The 22,069-nt window shown below is 70.9% G+C and carries 28 protein-coding genes and 1 pseudogene; all 29 read left to right on the top strand.

The window, feature by feature from the left end:
- The first annotated feature begins 33 nt into the window (after nt 1–33).
- On the top strand, nt 34–309 hold the full coding sequence (locus G3I41_RS36965) for a hypothetical protein (protein WP_239081744.1): 276 nt from the start codon (nt 34–36) through the stop codon (nt 307–309).
- Nucleotides 310–530: 221 nt separating this feature from the next.
- Nucleotides 531–1,619, top strand: coding sequence for an AAA family ATPase (locus tag G3I41_RS20505; protein ID WP_203601400.1), 1,089 nt, complete (start codon nt 531–533; stop codon nt 1,617–1,619).
- Complete coding sequence (locus tag G3I41_RS20500) at nt 1,616–3,415, top strand: hypothetical protein (RefSeq protein WP_164401842.1); 1,800 nt, start codon at nt 1,616–1,618, stop codon at nt 3,413–3,415. The genes G3I41_RS20505 and G3I41_RS20500 overlap by 4 nt, the downstream gene beginning before the upstream one ends.
- Nucleotides 3,416–3,497: 82 nt before the next feature.
- Complete coding sequence (locus tag G3I41_RS20495) at nt 3,498–3,947, top strand: hypothetical protein (protein ID WP_164401891.1); 450 nt, start codon at nt 3,498–3,500, stop codon at nt 3,945–3,947.
- A gap of 106 nt (nt 3,948–4,053) precedes the next feature.
- Nucleotides 4,054–4,470, top strand: a complete 417-nt coding sequence (locus tag G3I41_RS20490) for a hypothetical protein (protein ID WP_164401841.1) — start codon at nt 4,054–4,056, stop codon at nt 4,468–4,470.
- Nucleotides 4,467–5,240: a hypothetical protein gene (locus tag G3I41_RS20485; RefSeq protein WP_343242188.1), complete on the top strand. Its 774-nt coding sequence runs from the start codon at nt 4,467–4,469 to the stop codon at nt 5,238–5,240. Before G3I41_RS20490 ends, G3I41_RS20485 begins: the two co-directional genes overlap by 4 nt.
- On the top strand, nt 5,237–6,136 hold the full coding sequence (locus G3I41_RS20480; RefSeq protein ID WP_164401840.1) for a hypothetical protein: 900 nt from the start codon (nt 5,237–5,239) through the stop codon (nt 6,134–6,136). Before G3I41_RS20485 ends, G3I41_RS20480 begins: the two co-directional genes overlap by 4 nt.
- A gap of 20 nt (nt 6,137–6,156) precedes the next feature.
- Complete coding sequence (locus G3I41_RS20475; protein WP_164401839.1) at nt 6,157–6,867, top strand: hypothetical protein; 711 nt, start codon at nt 6,157–6,159, stop codon at nt 6,865–6,867.
- A gap of 26 nt (nt 6,868–6,893) precedes the next feature.
- Entirely contained in the window at nt 6,894–7,640 is a 747-nt protein-coding gene (locus G3I41_RS20470) for a hypothetical protein (protein WP_164401838.1), read from the top strand.
- A gap of 212 nt (nt 7,641–7,852) precedes the next feature.
- Entirely contained in the window at nt 7,853–8,521 is a 669-nt protein-coding gene (locus tag G3I41_RS36960; protein ID WP_239081743.1) for a hypothetical protein, read from the top strand.
- 140 nt (nt 8,522–8,661) lie between these two features.
- Nucleotides 8,662–8,790 carry a hypothetical protein gene (locus tag G3I41_RS37475; protein WP_257786915.1) on the top strand — a complete coding sequence of 43 codons (129 nt, stop codon included), beginning with the start codon at nt 8,662–8,664 and terminating at the stop codon, nt 8,788–8,790.
- A gap of 29 nt (nt 8,791–8,819) precedes the next feature.
- Nucleotides 8,820–9,209 carry a hypothetical protein gene (locus G3I41_RS20455; RefSeq protein WP_164401837.1) on the top strand — a complete coding sequence of 130 codons (390 nt, stop codon included), beginning with the start codon at nt 8,820–8,822 and terminating at the stop codon, nt 9,207–9,209.
- Nucleotides 9,206–10,012 (top strand): DUF317 domain-containing protein, encoded by an 807-nt coding sequence (locus tag G3I41_RS20450; RefSeq protein ID WP_164401836.1) that lies wholly within the window; start codon nt 9,206–9,208, stop codon nt 10,010–10,012. Before G3I41_RS20455 ends, G3I41_RS20450 begins: the two co-directional genes overlap by 4 nt.
- Nucleotides 10,009–10,821, top strand: coding sequence for a DUF317 domain-containing protein (locus G3I41_RS20445; RefSeq protein ID WP_164401835.1), 813 nt, complete (start codon nt 10,009–10,011; stop codon nt 10,819–10,821). The genes G3I41_RS20450 and G3I41_RS20445 overlap by 4 nt, the downstream gene beginning before the upstream one ends.
- 44 nt (nt 10,822–10,865) lie before the next feature.
- A complete protein-coding gene (locus G3I41_RS20440) occupies nt 10,866–11,216 on the top strand; it encodes a hypothetical protein (RefSeq protein WP_164401834.1) in 351 nt (116 codons plus the stop codon).
- Entirely contained in the window at nt 11,213–11,623 is a 411-nt protein-coding gene (locus G3I41_RS20435) for a hypothetical protein (RefSeq protein ID WP_164401833.1), read from the top strand. The genes G3I41_RS20440 and G3I41_RS20435 overlap by 4 nt, the downstream gene beginning before the upstream one ends.
- The gene (locus G3I41_RS20430; protein WP_343242187.1) at nt 11,620–12,447 is read left to right on the top strand and encodes a DUF317 domain-containing protein; all 828 of its coding nucleotides are present in this window, start codon (nt 11,620–11,622) and stop codon (nt 12,445–12,447) included. Before G3I41_RS20435 ends, G3I41_RS20430 begins: the two co-directional genes overlap by 4 nt.
- Before the next feature lie 68 nt (nt 12,448–12,515).
- A complete protein-coding gene (locus G3I41_RS20425) occupies nt 12,516–13,115 on the top strand; it encodes a hypothetical protein (RefSeq protein ID WP_164401832.1) in 600 nt (199 codons plus the stop codon).
- 5 nt (nt 13,116–13,120) lie between these two features.
- Nucleotides 13,121–13,885, top strand: coding sequence for a DUF317 domain-containing protein (locus G3I41_RS20420; RefSeq protein ID WP_203601396.1), 765 nt, complete (start codon nt 13,121–13,123; stop codon nt 13,883–13,885).
- Between the two features lie 49 nt (nt 13,886–13,934).
- Nucleotides 13,935–15,728, top strand: coding sequence for a type IV secretory system conjugative DNA transfer family protein (locus G3I41_RS20415; protein WP_164401830.1), 1,794 nt, complete (start codon nt 13,935–13,937; stop codon nt 15,726–15,728).
- Between the two features lie 80 nt (nt 15,729–15,808).
- Entirely contained in the window at nt 15,809–16,570 is a 762-nt protein-coding gene (locus G3I41_RS20410; protein WP_164401829.1) for a hypothetical protein, read from the top strand.
- A 71-nt stretch (nt 16,571–16,641) separates the two neighbouring features.
- A complete protein-coding gene (locus G3I41_RS20405) occupies nt 16,642–17,448 on the top strand; it encodes a hypothetical protein (protein WP_239081742.1) in 807 nt (268 codons plus the stop codon).
- A complete protein-coding gene (locus tag G3I41_RS20400; RefSeq protein ID WP_343242186.1) occupies nt 17,445–18,155 on the top strand; it encodes a DUF317 domain-containing protein in 711 nt (236 codons plus the stop codon). Before G3I41_RS20405 ends, G3I41_RS20400 begins: the two co-directional genes overlap by 4 nt.
- 225 nt (nt 18,156–18,380) lie before the next feature.
- The gene (locus tag G3I41_RS20395) at nt 18,381–19,001 is read left to right on the top strand and encodes a hypothetical protein (RefSeq protein WP_164401828.1); all 621 of its coding nucleotides are present in this window, start codon (nt 18,381–18,383) and stop codon (nt 18,999–19,001) included.
- Between the two features lie 35 nt (nt 19,002–19,036).
- On the top strand, nt 19,037–19,573 hold the full coding sequence (locus G3I41_RS20390) for a hypothetical protein (RefSeq protein ID WP_164401826.1): 537 nt from the start codon (nt 19,037–19,039) through the stop codon (nt 19,571–19,573).
- Nucleotides 19,574–19,603: 30 nt separating this feature from the next.
- Nucleotides 19,604–20,401 carry a tryptophan synthase subunit alpha gene (gene trpA, locus G3I41_RS20385; protein WP_239081749.1) on the top strand — a complete coding sequence of 266 codons (798 nt, stop codon included), beginning with the start codon at nt 19,604–19,606 and terminating at the stop codon, nt 20,399–20,401.
- Entirely contained in the window at nt 20,394–20,846 is a 453-nt protein-coding gene (locus tag G3I41_RS20380; RefSeq protein ID WP_164401822.1) for a hypothetical protein, read from the top strand. Before trpA ends, G3I41_RS20380 begins: the two co-directional genes overlap by 8 nt.
- Nucleotides 20,847–20,941: 95 nt before the next feature.
- Nucleotides 20,942–21,301 (top strand): annotated as a pseudogene (locus G3I41_RS20375) (hypothetical protein); the annotation flags it as partial.
- Between the two features lie 115 nt (nt 21,302–21,416).
- A partial coding sequence (locus G3I41_RS20370; RefSeq protein ID WP_164400706.1) for a transposase family protein occupies nt 21,417–22,069 on the top strand: 653 nt, incomplete at its 3' end.

Raw genomic sequence — 22,069 nt, 5'->3', positions numbered from 1 at the left:
CGCTTTCCCTTCCCCACCGATAGGAGATCCACCTTGCCCGAAGGAGCACCAGCAGAGCCGTTCCTACCGATCCGGCACAGCACCACTGGTGAGATCACCACCACCGGCTACAACGCCGCCGCCCGACGGATCCTGCTCCAGGACGGCTTCGAAGAGACGTCCGTCTGCACCTGCCGAGCGACGAATCCCGGCACGGAGCACACGCACGGACCTGCTCGGCAGCACGAGAGCTGCACGTCGCCGGCCACCCCCTGCCCCTGGACCGAGCCCTCGGTCGGCCGGCGAGCGCCGGCAGCAGACCACGGTTGACCCGGTCGCCGATGTCGATTCAGTGCGTGAACCGCTCCGAGAGCAACCACCCTCTGCAGAAGATCTCCAACCCCGCCCGCATCCGCACCTGTTGAAGGACTTACGTTGTGACCACACCCGCACCGCCTGCCAGTCCAGCGCGTACCAAGGGCGGCGAACTACGAGCCAAGGTTGCCCGGCTGCTGGCCGACCGGCCGGCGGACGCGCTCACCATCGGGGACATGGCCAGGCAGCTGGGCCACTCCCACGGCGCCGTCCGCAACGCAGCTCACACCCTGGTCACACGCGGCGAGGCCGACCAAAGCGGGAGCGGGCAACCGTCGTTCCGAGCGAACGCGAAAACCGCCGCAGCCGCGCAGTCTGCCGTGATCAGCCCGCCAGGCACCCACTCTCCCCGCGCCCAGCCGACCACGGCCCGCCCGACCATCACCGCCGCCACCGCGCCGAAGCAGACTGGCCCGATCCGCCGCGCGGGGGGACAGCTCTACCACCCCCGGGAGCTGGCCGATCTGCCGGACGTCGAGGCGCTGAACCGTCTGCGCGACGCCGACGTGCCCGTACTGCTCTACGGCCCTCCGGGCACCGGCAAGACATCGCTGGTGGAGGCTGCGTTCCCGGACCTGCTCACCGTCGCCGGGGACGGCGACACCACGGTCGGAGACCTGATCGGCGAGTGGACGCAGGCCGATGGCGGGGGCTACGTCTTCCAGTACGGTCCGCTGGTCACCGCGATGACCGAGGGCCGCGCCCTGCTCCTCGACGACGCCACCCTGATCTCCCCGAAAGTGTTGGCGGCGCTGTATCCCGCGATGGACGGGCGCCGGCAGATCCAGGTCAAGGCCCACAAGGGCGAGACCATCAAGGCCGAGCCGGGCTTCTACGTGGTGGCGGGCCACAATCCGGGCGTGCACGGCGCGATCCTGACCGAGGCGCTGTCGTCCCGGTTCAGCGTGCAGATCCAGATCGGCACGGACTACGACCTCGCCAAGGCGCTGCGGATCGATGCCCGGGTAGTCAGGGTCGCCCAGCACCTCGCCCGCCAGGTCGAACTCGGCGAACTGGGCTGGGCCCCTCAGCTGCGTGAGCTGCTCTCCTACCAGAAGACCGAGGCCGTCCTGGGCACCAAAGCCGCGCTCGCGAACCTGGTCGGCATCGCTCCTGCGGAGGATCGCGACGCCGTCGCCGATGCCGTCATCAAGGCTGTCGGCGTCAAGAAGATCGCACCCCTCACCCTCGGCAAGCAGCTCCCCGCCTCAGCCGCCCGGCAGCCCCCGAGCACCAGCTCCGCACACCGGGGCCGCTCGCGATGAGCGCCCACCACCACGTCCAGTCCCCAGCCGCCACCCGGGACGACGACGCCGACCTCGCGCGCTGGGACGACGACGGCGCACCGCCCGCGCAACCCCGTTCCTCCCCGGACGCATGGCTGCGCGTGGGAGCCGAACTCGGCGACCGTCTGGTCACCCTCTCCGGCCGCCAGGACCTCCTCGTCACCTGCCGCCCCGGCACGCGCAGCGGCGCACCCGCCGCCTACTTCCCCACCCTGGGCGAAGTCGAATTCGACGCCAACCTGTTCGCCCCACTCCAGCACCACGAGATCCATCCGCGGATCGAGGGCGACGAGGACCGCTACCCCGCCGCCTGGGGCGTGTTCGTCCACGAGGCCGCCCACGCAGCCCACTCCGTCTGGACACAGCCGGACGGTGCGGACCCCCGTGTCGTCGAGGCCGCGCTCCTGCTGGAGGAGAGCCGTGTCGAAGGCGCACACCTGATCACGCGGCCCACGGACCGCACGTACCTGCGCACCAGTGCCCGCACCCTGGTCATGCCCGACATCGCCCACCCCACCATCCAGGGCATCGAGCAGGCCGCCGGCGCGGCGGCCCTGATCCTCGGCCGCCGAGACGTCGGCATCCTGGACGCCGGCGAGACCCGGGCCGTCTCCGATCTGTGCGAGAAGGTGCTGGGTGCACCCCTGCTGGCCACCCTCACCCGCATCTGGACCGCAGCCCACCAGTGCGCCGACCACGACTCCACCACCATGCTCGCGCACGGTCAACAATGGTGTGACGCTCTGGACGCGGCGGCCCCCGCCCGGTCCGTGCCGGAGAACCTCACCGACCTACTGTCCGGCGCCGTGCGAGTGGTCATGGACAGCGCGGCAGCCGCCGACGCCGCCGACCTCGCCGCACAGGCAGCAGCGACCAACGCCGTGGACGCGCAGTCCAAGGCGCAAGCTCAGGACCGCGCCCAGCGGGCCAACCAGCGACGCAAAGCCGCCGCCACCGCCAAGAGCGTCTTCAACACCCGTGGCACCACCGTCAACCCCGACGGCACACCGGCGCCCCGCAGCAACCCAGTCACCGGCACCCGCAAGCCCACCGCCGCCGAGAAGAGCGCCGCCGCGCGCCTGAGCCGCGCCCTGCGTGCCGCCGCCTACCGCGAACGGACCGAGGAACAGACCACCAGCCCCACCCCGCCCGGCCGCCTCAACATGGGCCGTGCCCTCGCCCGCGACGCCCAGCGCGCCGCCGGATCGATACCGACAGCAGAGCCGTTCACCCAGACCCGCCGCCGCACCTCACCCACCCCACCGCTGCGCGTGGGGATCGCCGTCGACGTCTCCGGCTCCATGCGTGCCGCCTGCGCCCCCGTCGCCTCCGCCGCCTGGATCGTGGCACGCGCAGCAGCCCTGACCGACCCCGACTCCCGTACCGCCACCATCGCCTACGACCACCACCTCACCGCGCTGACCCGCCCCGGTCACCGAGCACCAGAACGCGTGACGACGTTCGCCGCCAACGGCGGCGCCCACAACCTCGGCGACGCAATCAACGCACTCGACCACGGCCTCGAACTCAGCCGCCCCGGCGCCGGCCGCCTCCTCGTGATCGTCACCGACGCCCAGTACAGCAGCGACGAAACCGCTCAAGCCGTCACCCGCGTCAAGCAGCTCACGAACGCCGGCTGCGCCGTACTCCAACTCACCCTCACCGCCAGGTCTCAACATTTGCCGGGGACCACTTTGCTGCACCTGCCCCGGCCCTCCAGCGCCCCCGTCGCCATCGCCAAGGCGGCCACAGACGCCATCCGCCGGACACGCTGAGACAACGCAGAAGACAGAAAGCAGGAACAACAACGTGGCAGTACGCACGTCCTACAAGATCATCCACAGCTGTGGACACGAAGTGACGCACAACCTGTCCAACCGACCGGCCGACCGGCGCGCCGGATACGCCCGCTGGCTCGAAGGCCGCGACTGCACCGACTGCTGGAAGGCTGCCCGCGACTCCGACACGGAATCCAAGGAAGCCTGGCTCGCCGCCAAGCGCGCCGAGGAACAGCAGGCCGCCCGCGAGTGGGCCGAGCAGTTCGACATGCCGCCGCTCGAAGGACCCGAGAAGGCCCTCGCCTGGGGAGAGCGCTCCCGCCACCAGCTCGTCACCGCCGCGTACAGCGCACTGGTGAGCGAGGGCACCTGGGACGAGGCCGACTGGGCCGTCCTCGAAGACAAGATCCGCACCATCGCCCGCGCCGGATGGTGGATCGACCAGAGGGACGCTGAGGGCTCTGACCTGCCCGAACTCCTGGACGCCGCCGCCTCCAACGACATCGGAACAGAGAACCCGTTCCGGTAGGACGCAGGGCTGTATACCCGACGATCCCCGGTTACCGAAACCGGGGATCGTCCGGATCCTTGTTCCTCCCACCGCCTCCCCGCGCACCTCGTGGAAGGAACCCGCTGTGCCCCCATCCCGCCATCCGCATGCCCCCGGTGACATCGTCACCCCCGACCGGGACATCACCCACGCCCACTTCCGGCCCGGTGACCAGGTCGTCATCCTCAAGGGCACCTCCGGCAGCGAACTGTGGGGCGACGCCTACAAGGTCGTCACCCCCTCGTGGCACACCCCGACCGACGAGGACGGCTGGCGCCTGTACGACCCCGCCGGCGGCGAACGCACCTACATCACCGCGCACCCGCGCTACCTGGTCCACCTCTCCAGCCGCTGCCCGGACTGCCTCATCTACCAGCAGGCGCTGCGCAGTTACCTGGTCCCGCGCCTGGCCGGCGCCGACGAGGACGTCGACTGCGGCTGGTACTCGCTCACCCACCTCAACCAGGTGGTGCACGTCGCCGACGCCCGGAGCGGCCGGTGACCCAGATACTCAGCTCGGAGCGCGCCGCGGCCCTGAACGGTGCGGCCTCGGCGGCCATCGAGGCGATCACCAGGAACCAGTGGCCGACGCTGCTCGCCGAGGCTCTGCGCGAGATCGAGGCGACGTGGCAGGAGTCGGCCGAGGTATGCGCCGACATCGCCTGGCAGGCCCGCGCCGCCGGCAACAGCGCACTGGTCGCGCTCACCCCCGAGCACGTCACCGCCGCCAGTCCCGACCCCGTGATCTGGCGGACATACCGGCACCTGTACCTGACCGGTCTGCGCTATGACTTCCGCTGCCGCGACATCGAATCACTTATGAACAAGGTGCCGGTGAGCGTGCTGAACGAGGACCCTTACAGCGAAGCCCTGTACGCCTTCTCGCGGTTGGGGCAGTCTCGCTCCGACGGCCTCGCCGTACTGCACCGGGTCCTCGTGGCCGCACCCGACCACCCCAAGACCCTGCACGTCCTGCTGCACGGCGTGTGGCTGGGCACCTTTCTTCCCGGCCGAGCACCCCTGCTGCTGATGCTGGTGGGGCTGCTCCCCAAAGGCGGGCTCGACGATCCGATCGCGCTGTTCCGCATGGCCTCGGCACGGCGAGCTCTGGGCCACTATCCCGAGGCCCTCACCGCCATCGACCACGCCCTGGAACTGCTGCCGCCCGGCGAACTGGCAGTCCACGCCGACCTGGTACGCGAACGGGCGCTGATCACCACGGCGCACGATCTGGCGCTCCTCATCCCCCACCGCCCGGAACCCACCCCGTGATCATCCGTATCGGGCCGCACGACATCAACGCCGTCGGGCCGCTTACCGAAGCCCTCGGCCGTCCGGTCAGCGACCAAGAGGGCCTGACCGACCACACGGTGGTCGCCCACTCGAACAACCTGGAGGTGTACGCCTCCTTCGACGAGGGACAGATCTGGACGACCGCCGAGTTCGCCCGGCACCTGGACGACCCCAACTGGCGCCACCCCGACACCGTCAGTCCGCATGGCGACCACCGCGCCATCTGGCATGCGGATGTGCGCCTGCACCCGGCCGACCGTGAACTGACCGGCCCCGAGTGGACCGAGATCGCTCACCGAATCGCCCGCATCTCCGGCATCCAACGTCCCGGCGACGACTGCGGCTGCCGCTGGATCGCCGTGCAGGCGCAGCCCGGCCGCCTCGATCTGATCGCCAACCTCATCCGACCCGACGACACCTGGACCACGCAGCCGCACCGGCTGCCCGCACTTCTGGCCGCCGAGAGCCGGCGCATCGAAGCCGAGCTGGGCCTCATCTCGCCCCGGAGCGGCCCCGATCCGCAGCAAGCAGTCCAGCAGGCCCGGTTCGCGGGACGCACCCGACAGGCCGACACCGCCGACACCACATCTCAACTCGCCGGTCTGCTGCGACAGCTCGCCGACGAACGCACCGGCCCGCTGGCCACCGTCCGCGGCCTCGTCGAACACGCGGCCCACCGCCTTGAGGACCTGCCGGACGCCTACGGCCCGGACAGTGCACACCAGCTGGAGATGGTCGCTCGCCGCCTGTACGGCATCCAACAGAGTCTCGAGTCCATGGCCGCCGCCCTGCCGGTCGCCGCGCGACCGAGCCCGGCATGGCCAGCTCAGTCGGCCACACCGGCAATCCCGACCAGCCCTCGGCTGGCCCGCTGACCATCCGAAGGAACACCTTCTTGGCCCTTGCCGACCGCTATCTGACTCTGGGGCGCGACGTGCACTCCGGAGAGGTACTCGCCCGCGGCGGCGATCCCGAAGCCCACAGCATCCTCCAGCGATCCGGCTTCGTCCCCGTCGTCCGTCTCCACGAGACCTATCACCGGCTGCCTGTCGGCCTCGACGCAGCCGAGGAGAAACGTCTCGCCACCCGCGCCGTCGCCCGTCTGCGTGCCGTGAAGTACGGCGTCGACACCGACGACGACTTCGACACCGAGACGCGCGAGGCGCACTACCTTCCGCTCGGCTCGTCCGTCGCACACCTCGCCGAGCGGATCCGCGAAGCCACCACCAGCGACGAGGTCGCCGACGCCCTGACCGAACTCACGGCCTCCCACGACGGCGTGCTCATCGCCCTCGGCGAGGTGCTCGCGGCCACCGCCGCCTTCTATCAAGACCTCGGCCAGCCGCCTGATCCGCACACCGCGGAGCGGCTGCACTACCTCGCCGAGCACCGGCTCGCCGTCCTGTGGTCCGACCTCGCGCACATCCGCAACGACCTCGCCGACCGGCACCAGGACCATCCCCAGCGCCGTGTGTGCGCCGCCGAGGTCGGACCGGACGAGTACGAAGCCTCCGCCGTCTGCGGCTGCCCGCCGCATCCGCCGCGCCTGACCACCACCCCCGCCGCCGCGCCGGTCCCGCCCGCACCGGCACACCCGCGGCACTGAACGCCCCCTTCCCCTCCGAGGAGCCCATGCACGACCCCACCCCCGACACCAGCCTCGGCTCGTTCGCCACCGTCCTCGCCGGCGAACTGCCGGGCACCTGGACCAGCACGTACCACCCCGACCGAAGCGGCCTCGACGTCGTCACCGATGCGGTCTGGGACATGAACGAGGTCGCCGAAGCACTGGCCAAGCATCCGGTGGACCACTGCGCCGTACTGCAACGGAGCGACGGAACACGCCTGTTCGTCGCGGAACAGCCCGGCCACGCCGAGGGCTACCTCATCGCCGCGCTGGCCCCCGCCGACGCACCGGCCGAGGCATTCCGTGGCGTACGCGAGCCCGACGGAATCGCAATCGACGCCGACCCGTTCAGCGCGGCCGAACACCTCACCTTCGACCTCCTTCCCCGCTACTACGTCGCGGCCCACCAGGTCTTCAAGAACACCGAGCACCTCACGCGGGAAGCACCCACTGAAGAACGCCTGGTCATGACCTGGTCGGACGGTGCACTCGTGGTCGATGAACCCGACCGCGCCGACATCACCCGGGTACTGACCGACCACGGCTTCGTCCACGACACGGCGCGATCCGTCCTGGTCCTGCCCGGCGACGACACCGCCCGCCAGGCCGCCTCCGTACGAGCCACCGGTGAGCGGCTGTCCGCTCTGGGCATCGACACGGTGCTGCGTCATCCGCAGACGCGGCCCGCTTTGGGCACCACCCCCGTCGCACCGCCGAGCCCGTCTGTCGTATCCCCGTACCGGGGCCGATGACGCCCCGCGATGACGAGCAGCCTGTCCAACCACGCACGACGGACCGCGCTCATCCGCGACCAGGCCCGACCGCCATACCCCCAGGCACCTCGTCCGTGCCGTCCGCGCGACGGCGATAGCCCCGACCCGCACAGGAGTATCCGCCCGGGGGAAACCGTGCCGACGACGAAGGCACCGACGTCACGATCTACTTCAAGGCCCTCACCGACACCGTGCACGCCGACACCCGAACCGGCGCGCCCGAGCGCCTGCTCACCCTCCTCGACGACCTCGGGTTCGAGCGCCGGACCCTGCCCACCCCCGGGCCCGCATACGTCTGGCACGAAGCACCCGCCCACCTCGGCGAGGACGCGAAGAATCAGCTCGCTACCCACGCGGTGCCTTGGCTGCACAAGGCCGGATATGTGGTCCGTATCGACGATGACGTGTGGGACGCCGCCGCCTACACGGACGCGGCCATGGCCCTGCGCGACCACGGCGCCCCCGCCCCGCCTGCGCACCGCAGCCGCCTTGTGCGGCTCGGTTCGATGACCCTCGCTGACGAGCGCGACGTCGACGTCACCGTGTACCACAGCGACGGAACGATCTACGTCGACACTCGCGCCGCGGCCCCCGAGCCTCTCCTGGCCCTGCTTGACGGCCTCGGCCTCGACCGGCACCAGGTCGAGGACGACGTCTGGCACCAGATCCCGGACGAGACGGACGAGGTCGTCATGAAGACCATGGCCGACCGGGCTGTGCCTCTGCTGGCCCGTGCCGGATACCGGGTCGACATCGACGCGGGCCTCTTCGGCGGCACCGCCTACCGCGCCGCGCTCGCCGATCAGGCAGCACTCCGACCGCCACCGCCACCCGCCGCGCACGTACGCCGTACGCGCTGACCGCCCGGCCCCACCGGGGCCGGGCCCACCCTCCCCAGGAGCCCGCCGTCACTCACGAGCACGACCGCACACCCCCGCCCATCACCACCGGGCGCAAACCCCGCCTGGTCACTGCCCTGTTCCGTCGCTACTTGCGCGCCGTGACCGTCGGCAGCCGGGAGCGCCCCATCCCGCTGGCCGGCGGGCGCCCCGAGGCTGCCCTCGACGAAGCCCGCCGCCGCGACATGTTCCTCCTCATCGACAGCCACCGCATCCGCCACCACGACTAGAACCTCGAACCGGCCTGTTCAGGAGGCCCATGACCGACTCCAACCTCCCCTCCATACGGCTCGCGGGCGCCATCACCGCCCAGCTGGGACAGCTCCATCGCCACCTCGCCCAGGCGCCGTCGCACGAAGCCGCCCAGATCCTCGCCACCGTCCTGGACTACGACACCGGGCTCCTCGGCGAGGTCACCCACCTCGTCGAAACCGGCTCGCGCTTCGCGAGGGACCATTCCGAGCGCGGTGTCCTGCCGCCCGAGGTCTGGCTCGCCCTGGGCCGCGCCGCCAACGAACTCAACGACGTGGGCGCCGACCTCAACGAGCACACCGGCACCATCAAGCAGGTCGCCGCGCCCACCCCGCCGTCCAGCAGACCGGCCACGGTGCCGGTCGCCTCGGCGATGGTCCTCCGGCGGCGCCGGTGAAGAAGAACAAGCAGTGGGCCGGCTGGGGCCCCACCGGTCAGCAGGCCCAGCAGCACTACCTCGTCGAACCCCGCCACCTCGCCGGAGGCGGCGACCTGCGCTTCGTCACCGAGTACCTGCGCGCCTCGGGCTGGAAGGACAAGTCCAAGACCGGCGGGCCCGTCGTCTTCGACAGCCCCGACAAGTCCGTGCGCATCGGGTACGACCCGTACACCCAGCCCGGCGGCTGGACGATCAGCGGGAAGCAGAGCCGGACGGAAGGGGCGTGGCACGCCACACTCGGCCGGCAGGTCCCCGTCGAGATCGTGGCCGGAATGACCGACGCACTGACCCGGCCGCGCTCCGCACACGCCCCCAACGTGTGGGCGCCGCTGGAGGCACAAGGCTGGGAAACCGAGCGCGGACAGCACTTCACCGCCCGCAGTCCGGACGGCGACGCCGTCGTCCGCTTCCACCAGTCCGCCCCCGGACAGGCCCACTGGTGGGCCGGCGCCCGCAACGAGCACGGGACGGTATGGGAGGCGACGTTCACGCCGACCACGCCCATGCACCTGGTGCAGGCATTCAGCACCGCACTCGCCGACCCGCAGCCGGTGATGCGGCCCCTCGGCCACGTCCCGCCCTCCCAGCGAATCCGCACGACCTCGGTGTCCGTGCTGCCCTCACAGCTCAGCGCATGGCAGCAGGCCCGGATCACCGCCGCCCGCGCCGCCACCTGGGCCAGCAACACCTTCGCCAGCAACCGGGCACGTCCTCAGGGTCCCGGGGCCCGGCCGTACGCCAAGGCCGGGCGGATGCGGTGAGCCACGAGCGCTTCTACTCCCGGGTCAACGGACCCACCCTGCACCGCGTGAACGCCGTCCGCTGGCTGGACGAGGTGGCGCCGCGCCACCTGGCCGGCGGGGGCGACCCACGGCATGTGACGGAACATCTGCTCGCGTCCGGCTGGAGCAACCACTCGGTTCCGGGCTATCCGCATGTTCTGCTGGAGAGCCGAGACCGACGGTTGCACCTCACGCTGGAACCCGAAGCGGACGAGTTCCTGTCCTCCTGGCGCGTCCACCCGGCCCAGGGGCACGCGTGGTCGGCCCAGTTCGGCATCCACACCCCGGTGGAGATGATCGCGGGGTTCACCGGCGCGCTGCACAGCACGGGGCCACGGCCCGAAGAGACCGAGCTGTGGCGCCTCGCGGCCAGCCGCGGATGGACCATGCAACTGGCCGGCAGACAGCGTGCCGCCCTGTCCCCGGACAAGACCGCCTCCCTGTTCCGCGAATCCTCACTCGCCGAGAACCCCATATCGCGCTGGTCAGTTCAGGTCTCCGTACCGCTCGGCGAAGGACGGCAGCGGTGGATCTGGAACGCCTCCATCGACGAAGCCGCCCCGTCGGCAGCCCTCACCGGGTTCATCGACGCGCTCACCGACCCCGCCCCGCTGCTGCGCTCGGAAGGGCAGACACCTCAGCACACCTTTGGCTTCCTCGACTCACGCCGCAGCCCCATCACACCGGAGCAGCACCGCCTGCAGCATCTGCGGCGCCTCGAGGCCGTGCAGCGCACGGGCACGCCAGCACCACCACCCGGCCCGGCGCGCCACAAGCGACACCGCTGACCGGCGCCAGTACGGCCTCCCCTCTCCCTCGCCCAAGGACATTGATGCCCCATCCCTCCACTCCCAGCGCCGACGACATCGCGCAGGCGACAGCCGCCCTGGCGAAGGTCCAGAACTACCTGCACACCGATCCGCCTGTGGCCGACGTGCTGCCGCTGCTCTCCGTCCTCCTCGACGCGGACACCGGCGTACCCATCCTGCTCGGCGACATCCTTCGTAATGCCGCACGCCTCGTCGCCCAGGAGGCGAAGCCCGACAACGACGAGGTCCGGCTGATCGTTGACGGGCTTCGGGAAGCCGCCCAGGAGGCTACCGACTGGCACGTCCTGCACTGGGACGTACAGCGCCTGAACGCTCACTTCTCCCCGGCCACCGAGGCGTCGGCCACCCAATGAACCAGCCACAGGAGCCCCACCTGTCCTCGCCCGCTAGCCCCCGCCCGGTGCCGCCCACCGCCGACGACATCGACCACGCCCTGGACGTTCTGGACCGGCTCGCCTGGTATCTGCGCAAACCGATACTCGTCACCGACGCCCAGCCGTTGCTGGCGAAGGTACTGAACGAGGAGTGGGGCGTCCCCATGATCCTCGGTGCCCTCCTGCGCAACACCGCCCATCTCATCGAGATGCACGCACTGGGCCCGTGGCCCGTCGAGGTCCGGCACATCATCGCCAGACTGCGGGCAGCCGCCCCCGAAGTGACTGACTGCCACGACCTTCACTGGGACATCCACCGCCTGGGCGGGCTGCCGTTCGACTCGATTCTCCCCTCCGACATCCGCGCTTCGGCAGGCGAGCCGTGACCCGCCCGTACATACCCAGCCAGGCCCACGACCCCTGGTCCCGCATGTGGTGCGACACCACACCCCGCCACCTCGCCGGCCCCGGCGACCCGCGCCACATCACCCAGGCTCTGCGGGCCGCCGGGTGGAAGAACTTCGACGACCCCGACTTCCCCCATGTCGTCCTGGTCAGCCCTGACTACCAGCACTCGTTCGTCCTGGAACCCACACCCAACGCCTTCGGCCCCTGGTGGCGTATCGCCTCGACACCGTGGGGTGGATGGCACGCGTCCTTCGGCGGCAACACACCCGTCGAGATCATCGCCGGGTTCACTGACGCGCTCGTGCGCACGCCGCCCGAGGACGAACCGGACATCTGGTCAACGCTGCGAACAGCCGACTGGACCTATGAGCGCGACGAACGAGGCAACGAGCAAGCACGCCATCCGGACGGCATCACCACCCTGGAGCGGCGCGCCAACCTGACCAGCGATCACTTCGCCTGGACTGCCGAAGTCGCGCTGCCCACCGGGCTCGGCGGCCACGAACGGCTGTGGCAGGCGCACTTCGACGACCGCACCCCTCGCCACCTGCTCGCCGGTTTCGCCGCCGCCCTGGTCGATCCGGCTCCCGTTTCCCGGGGCCGCTACGACGTCCCCCACGCCCATCTGGTCACGCAGGTGGAACGCGGCGCCCAGGGCGAGCAGCTCGCCGCCGCCCACGAAGCGCGGCTGAAGACCAGCCGGGCCGCCGCCCGCAAGGCCCGCCGCAGCGCCCCACCCACCACCCAGCCGTCGACTGGCCCCGCCATCGAGGCGGCCACGTCCACCTCGCGCAGCCGCTGACCGTGCGGAGCGGCTCCGGCCGCTCCGCACCCCGCCAACCCGCACAACTGCACGCCCAAAGGCCCTCTTTGACCATCTCACTCGAACCGCCCAGCCCGGCCCACCGGCTCTATCTGAGTCAGCTCGCCGTCTACCTTCGGCACAGCCGGCAGATCCTCGCCGCCTGGGACCACTACTCCGACCGGCACTCCGACCCCGAGACGTCCCAGCCCCACGACGAGGACGCCTACGGCCGTCGCCAGCAGAAACGAGACGCCGACACCCTGTCCGCGTTCGGCCGGGTGTACTACCACGCGGACGAACTCGTGGATGTCGCCGAACGGCAGCTCGCCGCGCTGTCGCCCTCCGCGCGGACCCGGCGCTACGCCTGGCAGATCCGAGAACTGCGGGATGCCACACAGCGCCTCTATGCGGTCTACGACGACTGGCTCGCCGTACGCGCCGCGCTTCCCGACAGCGCACGCCCCGGTACGAAGGCGTACGAGGAACCGCTCGCCGAGAGCTACGCGGAAGCCTGGTCCTACCTCGACCAGTGGGCCATCCACGGGCAGGCCCTGTTCGCCGTCAACGCCCTCGCACAGCGGCAGTCAAACGCATCCGCGCCGGCCCTGCCCTCGACCGCGCCCGCGCACCAGGGCGCCGCCGCTCCGTCCAGGGTCCGGCGGTGACGGAGATGAGCGAGACCGTCGAGCAGGCGTTCATCGCCCCGCGCTACCTCGCGGGCATCGGCGATCCGGGCTGGATCACCCAGCCTCTGCACCGGGTTACGGGCTGGAGCTACGGCCACGACCCGCTGATACCGCGCGTTCTGCTCACCAGCCCGGACCAGCTCACGCAACTGCGTCTGGCGCCCGGAGATCCGGATGATCCGGACTGGTGGACCGTCCGCCATGCGCGTAGCGCGGATCAGCCCGCCTGGGCGGCCACCTTCCAGAGCCGCACCCCCGTCGAGATCATCGCCGCGTTCACCGACGCGGTGATCGACCCGTCCGGGCCGCCCACGGCTCCGCCCGACCCCTTCACTGCGTTGCAGGACGCGGGGTGGGAAACGCCCCGGCACTTCGGCGGGCTCGCGGCCCCCGACGGCATCGCCCGCGTCGAGCGGGTCGGAACTCCCGGCAGCGACCTGTGGCTGATCGAGACCACGCCATTCGTCGTGGAGCCCACGATCTGGCGAGCCGTGTTCACCGGCACCACGCCCCTACACCTGATCGCCGCCGTGACGCAGGCGCTCGCAGAACCCGCGCCCATCAGGCGCGACCCGCGCCGCATCCCGGGCTGGGCCCGCGACCGCATGACCGTGGACACCCGCCACGTCCCCGCGACGGACGTCGCCTTCGCTCTGGAGCGACGCATCAGCGCCCTCGCCGAGCGGCACCACCGCGTGACCGGCGTTGCCCCCGCGCCGCCCGGACCGGCGCCAGGCCGCATCCGCTGACCGGCCCGTCGCGGCCGGCCCTCTTCCTACCTCGTACCTGGAACAGCCCTTGCCTCAGCCCAACTCCACGTCTACCGACGGCTACGACCTTGCCTTCCGCGCCCTGGGCGTCATCCTCGCCGTCGCGGTGCCCTTGGCCAACCTCGCCTGGCTCGGAGGCAATCTCACCTCCTGGGCCACGCATGCAGGGCCCGGCGCCCCGTACCAGCCGGTGCAAGCCCTGCTGCATCCCGATCAGCTATGGCCTGACCTGGGAGAAACGTCCCTTCTCCTCGGCGCGCGGATCCTGCCGGGCGCGGTGCTCATTGCCCTCGGCATCACCGCTGCCGTGCTCTACAAGCGGCACCGGGGCGGCGGCAACGGCCGTAAGAAGCGCGTCGCCGGCATGGCCAAGCAGAAGGACATCGAGCCACTGCTGTCCAAGGCGATCACCGCCAAGGCACGTTCCCTTCGGCCGAGTTTGAAGGACGCCAAGCAGCTCGACGCAGCCGACACCGGCATCCTCCTCGGCAACCTCCAGGGCACCAAGCACGAGGTGCGCATGGGGTATGAGGACGTCGCCGTCGCGATCATGGCACCCCGATCCGGCAAGACGACCAGCCTGGCGATCCCCTCGATCCTCAACGCGCCCGGCCCGGTCCTGCTCACCTCGAACAAGGCCGCAGGCGATGCCTACACCGCGACCTTGGATGCGCGGGCGGCCGTCGGCCGGACCTGGTCGATGGACCCGCAGCAGATCGCCCACGCGGAGCGGGCCATGTGGTGGAACCCCTTGGCCGATGCCAAGACCCTCGACGGCGCAGGGCGGCTGGCCGGGCACTTCCTCGCCGCGAGCGTGGACGCGTCCCAGCAGGGCGACTTCTGGTCCAAGGCCGGCAGCAACATCCTCTCGCAGCTGTTCCTGGCCGCGGCCCTCGACGAGCGGCCGATCACCGATGTGATGGCCTGGCTCGCCTTCCCCGCCGACCGCACCCCGCTCGACATCCTGCGCGACCACAAGTTCGCCGCGGTCGCATCCCAGCTCAAGGGCACCGTCGAAGGCCCGCCGGAAACCAGGGACGGCATCTACGAGACGGCCCGCCAGTACGCCGCCGCTCTCCTCAACACCGAGATCGCCGCCTGGGTGACCCCGCAGAAGGACGTCCCGGAGTTCACGCCGAGGACGTTCGTCACCTCGACGGACACCCTCTACCTGTTGTCCAAGGACGGCGGCGGCGGAGCCTCTGCGCTCATCGCCGCGTGCGCCGACTCGGTGATGCGGGCCGCGACCGCGCAGGCCGAGCGTGCCGGCGGACGCCTGGACCCGCCGATGCTCGCGATCCTCGACGAGGCCGCCAACGTCTGCAAAATCTCAGACCTTCCCGACCTGTACTCCCACTTGGGCTCGCGCGGCATCATCCCGATCACCATCCTGCAGTCCTACCGGCAGGGCCAGAAAGTGTGGGGCGACGCGGGCATGGACGCCATGTGGTCAGCCTCCACCATCAAGGTCATCGGCAGCGGTATCGACGACCCGGACTTCGCCGACAAGCTGAGCAGGCTGATCGGCGACCACGATGTCGAGACGACCTCCACCTCGACCTCGGAGTCCGGCAAGTCCACCTCGGTGTCCATGCGGCAGGAACGCATCCTGGCCGCCGACGCCATCCGCGCGCTGCCCAAGGGCACCGCGCTCGCGTTCGCCACCGGCATGCGCGCGGCCATGCTCGACCTGCGCCCCTGGTATCTCGAGCCCGGCGCCGACGCGCTCTCCGCCGCCTCCGCCCTCGCCTCCAAGGGCATCACCGCCCGCGCCATCGCCAAGGCCGCCCCGAAGCAGAGCGACTTCGGCCCGGCCGCCTGAGCACCTCCGAGACCGACAGCCGTACCTCACCTGACGGGAGCACGTTCCATCCACCCCCACCCGACCTCGTGGCGGCGCGTGTGACCGAGCCGCCTGCCGATTCCCTGCTCTTCGACATGGCGCCACCGCCCACGCCCGTCGAACGGCTCCTTCACCTGGCCGACCAGTACACCCAGCACAACGACGCGCTCGACCTTGTTCTGCGCGGCGCCGCTCCGCCTGCCGATGCGCACGCCGCCTCCGCGCAGCGTCTGGCCACCGACACCCAGTCGGCCATCAAGGCGATCCACGGCGAAAAGCTCTATGAGAGCGTCGAGTTGAACGAGACCGTCATGCGTCTGAGGCAGCTCGCCTTCCTGGCCGGTGCCTGCGTGGACCTCCACGTCAGCGCCGCGCGCGAGCTGACCGCACTGGCCCCGGAAGCTGCTGTCGGCTGCGCCGTGACGCTCGCCGGCGAGACCCGGCGGCGCCGCGGGGCGAGCGCACCGGCCCCCGACGACCGGCTGACCTCCCTGCACCGCACGGCCCTGGCCGAGATCGCCGGCGGGCACGTCGTGGCCAGCAGCTCACTGGGCCGCGAGTTCACCCGCTCCCGCGAGCCCAAGGTACTGATGAGCACCCTGCGCGCCCTGGAGACCAAGGGCCTGGCCGAACGAACCGCCCACACGGCGCCCGCCGCCTACGTCGGCGGCCCACCCCTGGACCGCGTACACCTCACCTCGGCCGGCATAACCGCCCTCGCCTCGGTCATCGACGCGCCTCCCGCCGGGCCGCGCACCGCACCCGGCACCACACCCCGCCCCTTGCCCACCGCCACGCAGGCCACCACCCGAAGCCGCTGAAACAGCACAGGAGCCATCCCATCCACACGCCCCCACTCGACCTCCACGAACAGGTCGGACAGATCAGACAGTTGGCGTCCGACTTCGAAGCCCTCAAGGCGCGCGTGCGCGACATCTCCTACACCCCCGGCACCGACGCACTGCGCCACATCAGCCCCCTGCTCCTGCAGGCACAGGACCTCACGGCCACCGCCCTGGTGCGCCTGACCGCCCTCGACAACAGCACGTACACGAACATCGCCGGCAGCCGGGCCAGCCTGGAGCTGATGGCCTCGGTCGTGTCCTCGTCTTCGCTCGCCGGCACCGACCTGGCCCACGTGGTGCTCGCCAACCCCTACGAGGGCACGCAGTTCGCCGGATACCCGGCCGACAACGAGGCGGTGCGCACCGTCCGCCATGCCGAGGCCATCCCGCAGATGAACAGCCACCTCGACGATGCCGTCCACCAGCTCGACCTGTGCGCCACCGGCTGCCACTACCTCGCCCACGGCATCACCGAGGACCTGACCGCCGCGCAGGAACACAAGACTGCGGTCGCACAGCAGACGGCAGGCCCCACGCTGACTCCCACCCAGCACGACGCCCTCACCGCCCTGAACGGCGGGGGCTACCTGTACGAGAGCACCACGCGCGGACTGGGCGTAACCCGCGTCACCACCAACGACGGCACCCGCGTCTCCATCGCCACCTATCGGGCTCTGGCAAAGCGCGGACTCGTCACCCACGACACCAGCACTTCCCTGTGGGCGGGAGGGCAGAAGATCTCCGTCACCGAGCAGGGGCAGCAAGCCCTGGCCCAGCCGCGCCCGGCCGCTCGGCTTGCGACTCAAGTGGCCGCCGGACCCAAGACCGTGGTCGCGCAGGGAGCCCGTCGGTGACCGCGTACGGACCCGACGACCGGGTCATGGTCTCCCCGCGGTACATGGCCGGATCCGGCAACCGGCTCGCCGACACGATCGGCCCGCTGATCCACCTCTTCGGCTGGACTCCGCAACATGACGCCGCCACCGGACACGTCAAAATCGACAGCCCCGACGGCAGCGTGTTCGTCGACTTCGACCCCATCCACCCCCTCGGACAGTGGTGGACGATCACACACCACGAGCCTTACTGGGAAGCGCAGTTCAGCAGGCAGACGCCCCTGGAGGCCGTCGCCGCCGTCACCCAGGCTCTGCCCCAGCTGCTCGGCGACACCCGGCACGCCGAGCGCATCCCGATCACGCAGATGCCTTTGGACCAGATCGCCGCACTCAACGACTGGTCCGTCGAGGACAGATCCCTCACCTCACCCGACTGGTACTGCCAGCTCATCCACACGCCCGACGAGGACATCGCTTGGCGGGCCTGGCACGCCTTCTTCGAGAAGCAGCCGCTGGCCACCTTCACCAGCGACGCCCCCGAGGCACTCGTGCGGAACTTCTTCACCCACCTGGCCACTGACGCAGCGGTGGAGCGGGCTTTCGCCGACGTGCCCCTCAGCACACGGCACGAGCACAGCAACCTGATCACCCCGGTTCGCGGAGCCGCGATCAACCCCCATGTCGATCACGCTCTCGCGCAGCTCTCCCGCCCTCGCCGCCGCTGACCGCCCCATGCCCCGGAGCCACCCCTGCCCGAAAAGATCGCCTCCCTTGAACCGGCCGAACAACTCCTCGCCCTGGCTGCCGACTTCACCCGCTTCCACGACCTGCATCTGCGACATGCGGTCAACGGGAACCGGCCCGCCGACATCCTGGCCACCCAGACGGCCGGCGCCCAAGCCCTGGCCAACTCGGCCCTGGACATCGTCACCACGCTCAACACGGAGTCGATGTACCACAGCCCCGTCATCCGCGCCGTGTACGCCCGGATCCGCCAACTCGCTCACCTGGCCACGGACGCAGCCGACCACCTCATCGACGCCGACGACATCCTCATCCACGCCCAAGCGGGACTGCCCATGGAGCTGGGCGACGGCTTCCTGGCCGTCCCCAGCGAGCAGGACGCCCGCCAGGAGATCGGCCACCGCTTCACCCTCGTTGCCGAGCTCACCGCTCTCGGCGCCTTTGACGCCGTGGCGACCGCCGAACAGTACGTTGCCGAACGCCGTCACTACGGCTACCTCCCCGAGCACCAGCCGCCCGCGCTGTCGCGCACCCAGAGCAGCACGCTGCACGCCGTCGCCCGCGGGGACGTGACCATCAGCGACGGCCGGCCATACCACCGCCGCGAGGGCGTCCGCTTCAGCATCAGCACCATCCGCGCCCTGGAAACCCGGGGGCTGATCACGCGCGAGGACTGCCAGCTGTGGCTGGTGGACGAGCGTGTGCACCTGAGCCCGGCCGGGCGCCGCGATCTCGCAGCCTCCTTCGCACACCCCCGGCCCCCCGCCCTGGCCACCACGCGCCCCGCCTCTCACCGGCCCACCGCCTCCACGACCCGCGCCCGCTGAACCAGGAGAGCCTCACGTCCTCCGATATCCCCACCGTGCACGACTTCGCTCGTGCGCTCGCCGACCAGATCCCCGGCGCCGCTCCCCGCGACGTCACCGTCAACTTCGCCGTCCGGCGCCAGGCCGCGGCCCAGCACGGCTACCGCTCCCGCGGCGGCCCCGTGACCGTCTATGCCCAGGCCCTGCACGCCCAGCTCTATGGGCTGCCCCTGGGCGACGAGCCGCTGCCCGCCGACCTCGGTGGGCTGCTGCAAGCCGCGCACGCCACCGATGATCCGGATCAGCAGGCCGCAGTGCTGCAGCAGCTCGCCGAACAATTGCGCAACGCCGCCGAGATCCTCGAATGGGCCCGCAACCACGCCCACTGGCGCCGGCTCCCCGACTCCGCGTGGGAATGGCTGCGCGACGCCACCGACCACACGCGCGACCTCGCCGATGGCCTCGACGCCGTCCATCCCGCCTTCGCCGACGATCCGCCGGCCCTCGCATCGCCACCGCAGCCCACTGCTCCCCGGACAGCGCGAAGCACCGTCGCCGCACCGCCCACCGCACAGGCCATCCGTCGCCGCTGACCGGCCCCTCTCCACCTCGAAGGACACGCCCTGGCCACCGCCAACCCCCTCCACACCCGCCTCGCCCAACCCTCCTGCGCGCTCGGAGTGTTCATTCCCGCCGGCGTCCATGAGCCGGACGTCCAGCGCCGCCAACTCGACCACCTCGCCCACGCCGGGGCCGACCTGTTCGAGATCGGCCTGCCCTGCGCGAACCCCGCCCTCGATGGCCGCCTCATCCGATCCGCCTACCAGCGCGTACTGGTCAAGGGGAACGTTCTGGACCGCACCGCCCGCGCCGTCGCACACGCCGCGTCGCTGCGCCCGACGGTGGTCATGACGTACTGGGGCCCCGTCCGCCGCCACGGCCCCGAGCGTCTGGCCCGCCTGCTCGCGGACGCGGGCGCTGCGGGGATCATGGTCGTCGACCTGCCCCGCAGCGAAGCGCTCCGCTGGCATCACGCTGCCCACGACGCCGGCCTGAGCACTCCGCATCTCATCCCGCGCGCCACCACGGACGCCGACCTTCCCTCCGCAATCGAGGGTGCGTCCGGCTGGCTCTACGCACCCGCGAGCGACGGCCTCACCGGCTTCCAAGGCCCCCTCGACCTGACGGCCCTCGAAGCCTTCACCCGGCGGCTGCGCACCGCGAGCGCGCTCCCCGTGGTCTCGGGGGTGGGTATCTCCAGCCCCGACCTCGCGGCCCGCGTGGCGCCCCTGGCCGATGCCGTCGTCATCGGCACGCCCATCGTCCAGGCCCTGCTCTCGGATCCGGCCCCCGCTGCCGCAGTGACCGCCGCGTTCGCCCAGGCCCTCCAGCCCTCCATCGGCACGGCCCACGATGCCTGACACCGCCGACCTCCACGAGGCTCTCGATCAGATCGCGGCAGACGCATACGCGCTACAACAGCGCCTGCGCAGCAGCCCCATCGACTGCACCCAGGTGCTGACGACTCGGGTCGTCGAGGCACAGGCGCTCGCCACCGCCGCACTCCAGCTCTTCCCCGATCTGGAGCGGGAACCAGCGCGCGACCAGGCGCATCTGCTCCGCCTCGACCAGCTGGCCCGCGCCGCCAAGGCCGCCCAGGACGCCGGGGCGGAACTGACCGCGGCACTGGCCCGCGCCATCGAGAACGAGCGCCGCCGACGCGACGCCACGACCTCTCCGCCCGTGCTCCTGCGCCCCACACCGCAGCAGTTCGTCACCTCCGCCGCCGACCTGCTCGACGGGCTCCTCTCCCCGCAATGGGAACAGCCCCGGCCATCCGCCACGCCCGTCCCGCCAGTGCGGTGAAGCGCCCCCAGCCCTCACACCCCTCAGGACCGACCATCACCGAACAGCCTCAGTTCCGCGCCCTGTCCCTGGGCGCGGGCGTCCAGTCCAGCACCCTGCTCGCCCTGTCCGCCGAGGGCATCCTCCCCAAGGTCGATTACGCGATCTTCGCCGACACCGGATGGGAACCCCGCTCGGTATACGCGCACCTCGACCGACTGGAGCGCGAGATCGCCGCTCCGGCCGGCATCCCCGTCCTGCGCGTGTCCACCGGCAACATCCGCGACGACGCCCTCGACCCCGATCACCGGTTCGCCTCCATGCCGCTCTACATCCTCAACCAGGACGGCAAGGCCGGGATGACCCGTAGGCAGTGCACCGGCGAGTACAAGATAAAGCCGATAAAGCGACAAGTCCGCGAACTCCTCGGCTACCCCTACCCCGCACGCATCCCGAAGGAGATGTACGTCGAGCAGTGAGCTCTTTCCAAGCTGGTGACGATGACCGCGAGTTGGACGGGTCTGCACAACGACGAAGCCCCTGGTAGACGGGTTCTCGACCAAGATCACCCGTGTCTGCCAGGAGCTTCATGTGCTTGTCTACCCGTCGGCGATTGATCTGTCCAGCCGCACCCTGCGGTTCCTGACCGGACGGCTGGAGGCCAGGCGGCGGGAGATCGGGACGCGTTGGCGACGCCTTCCCGCCTCGCGACAGGCCCTGCTCGCCCTGGCCCACCTGCGATGCGGTGACACCTACGCCCAGCTTGCCGCCGGGTTCGGCGTCGGGATCGCGACCGTCTACCGCTACATACGCGAAGTCGTCGAGGCCCTGGCCGGCCTTGCCCCGTCCCTGGACGAGGCGATGCGGACGATCCGGGAGAAGGCGTTCGTCATCCTCGACGGCACCCTCCTGCCGATCGACCGCATCGCCGCCGACACCCCGTACTACTCCGGGAAGCACAAGCGCCACGGCATGAACGTGCAGGTCCTCACCGATCCGTTCGGACGGCTGCTCTGGGCCTCACCGGCGCTGCCCGGCTCGACCCACGACCTGACCGCCGCGCGACATCACGGGATCATCGAAGCCCTCACCGAAGCAGGACTCAGGTGCTGGGCGGACAAGGCGTACCAAGGCGCCGGCGGACCCGTCCGGGTCCCGTTCCGGGGCCGCCGCCTCAAGAGATGGAAGCGCCGCCACAACACCACCCACGCCAAGATCCGCTGCCTCGGCGAGCAGGCCATGGC

Source organism: Streptomyces sp. SID9727, assembly GCF_010550605.1.
Lineage (GTDB): Bacteria > Actinomycetota > Actinomycetes > Streptomycetales > Streptomycetaceae > Streptomyces.
This window is presented reverse-complemented; position numbering and strand designations above follow the sequence as displayed.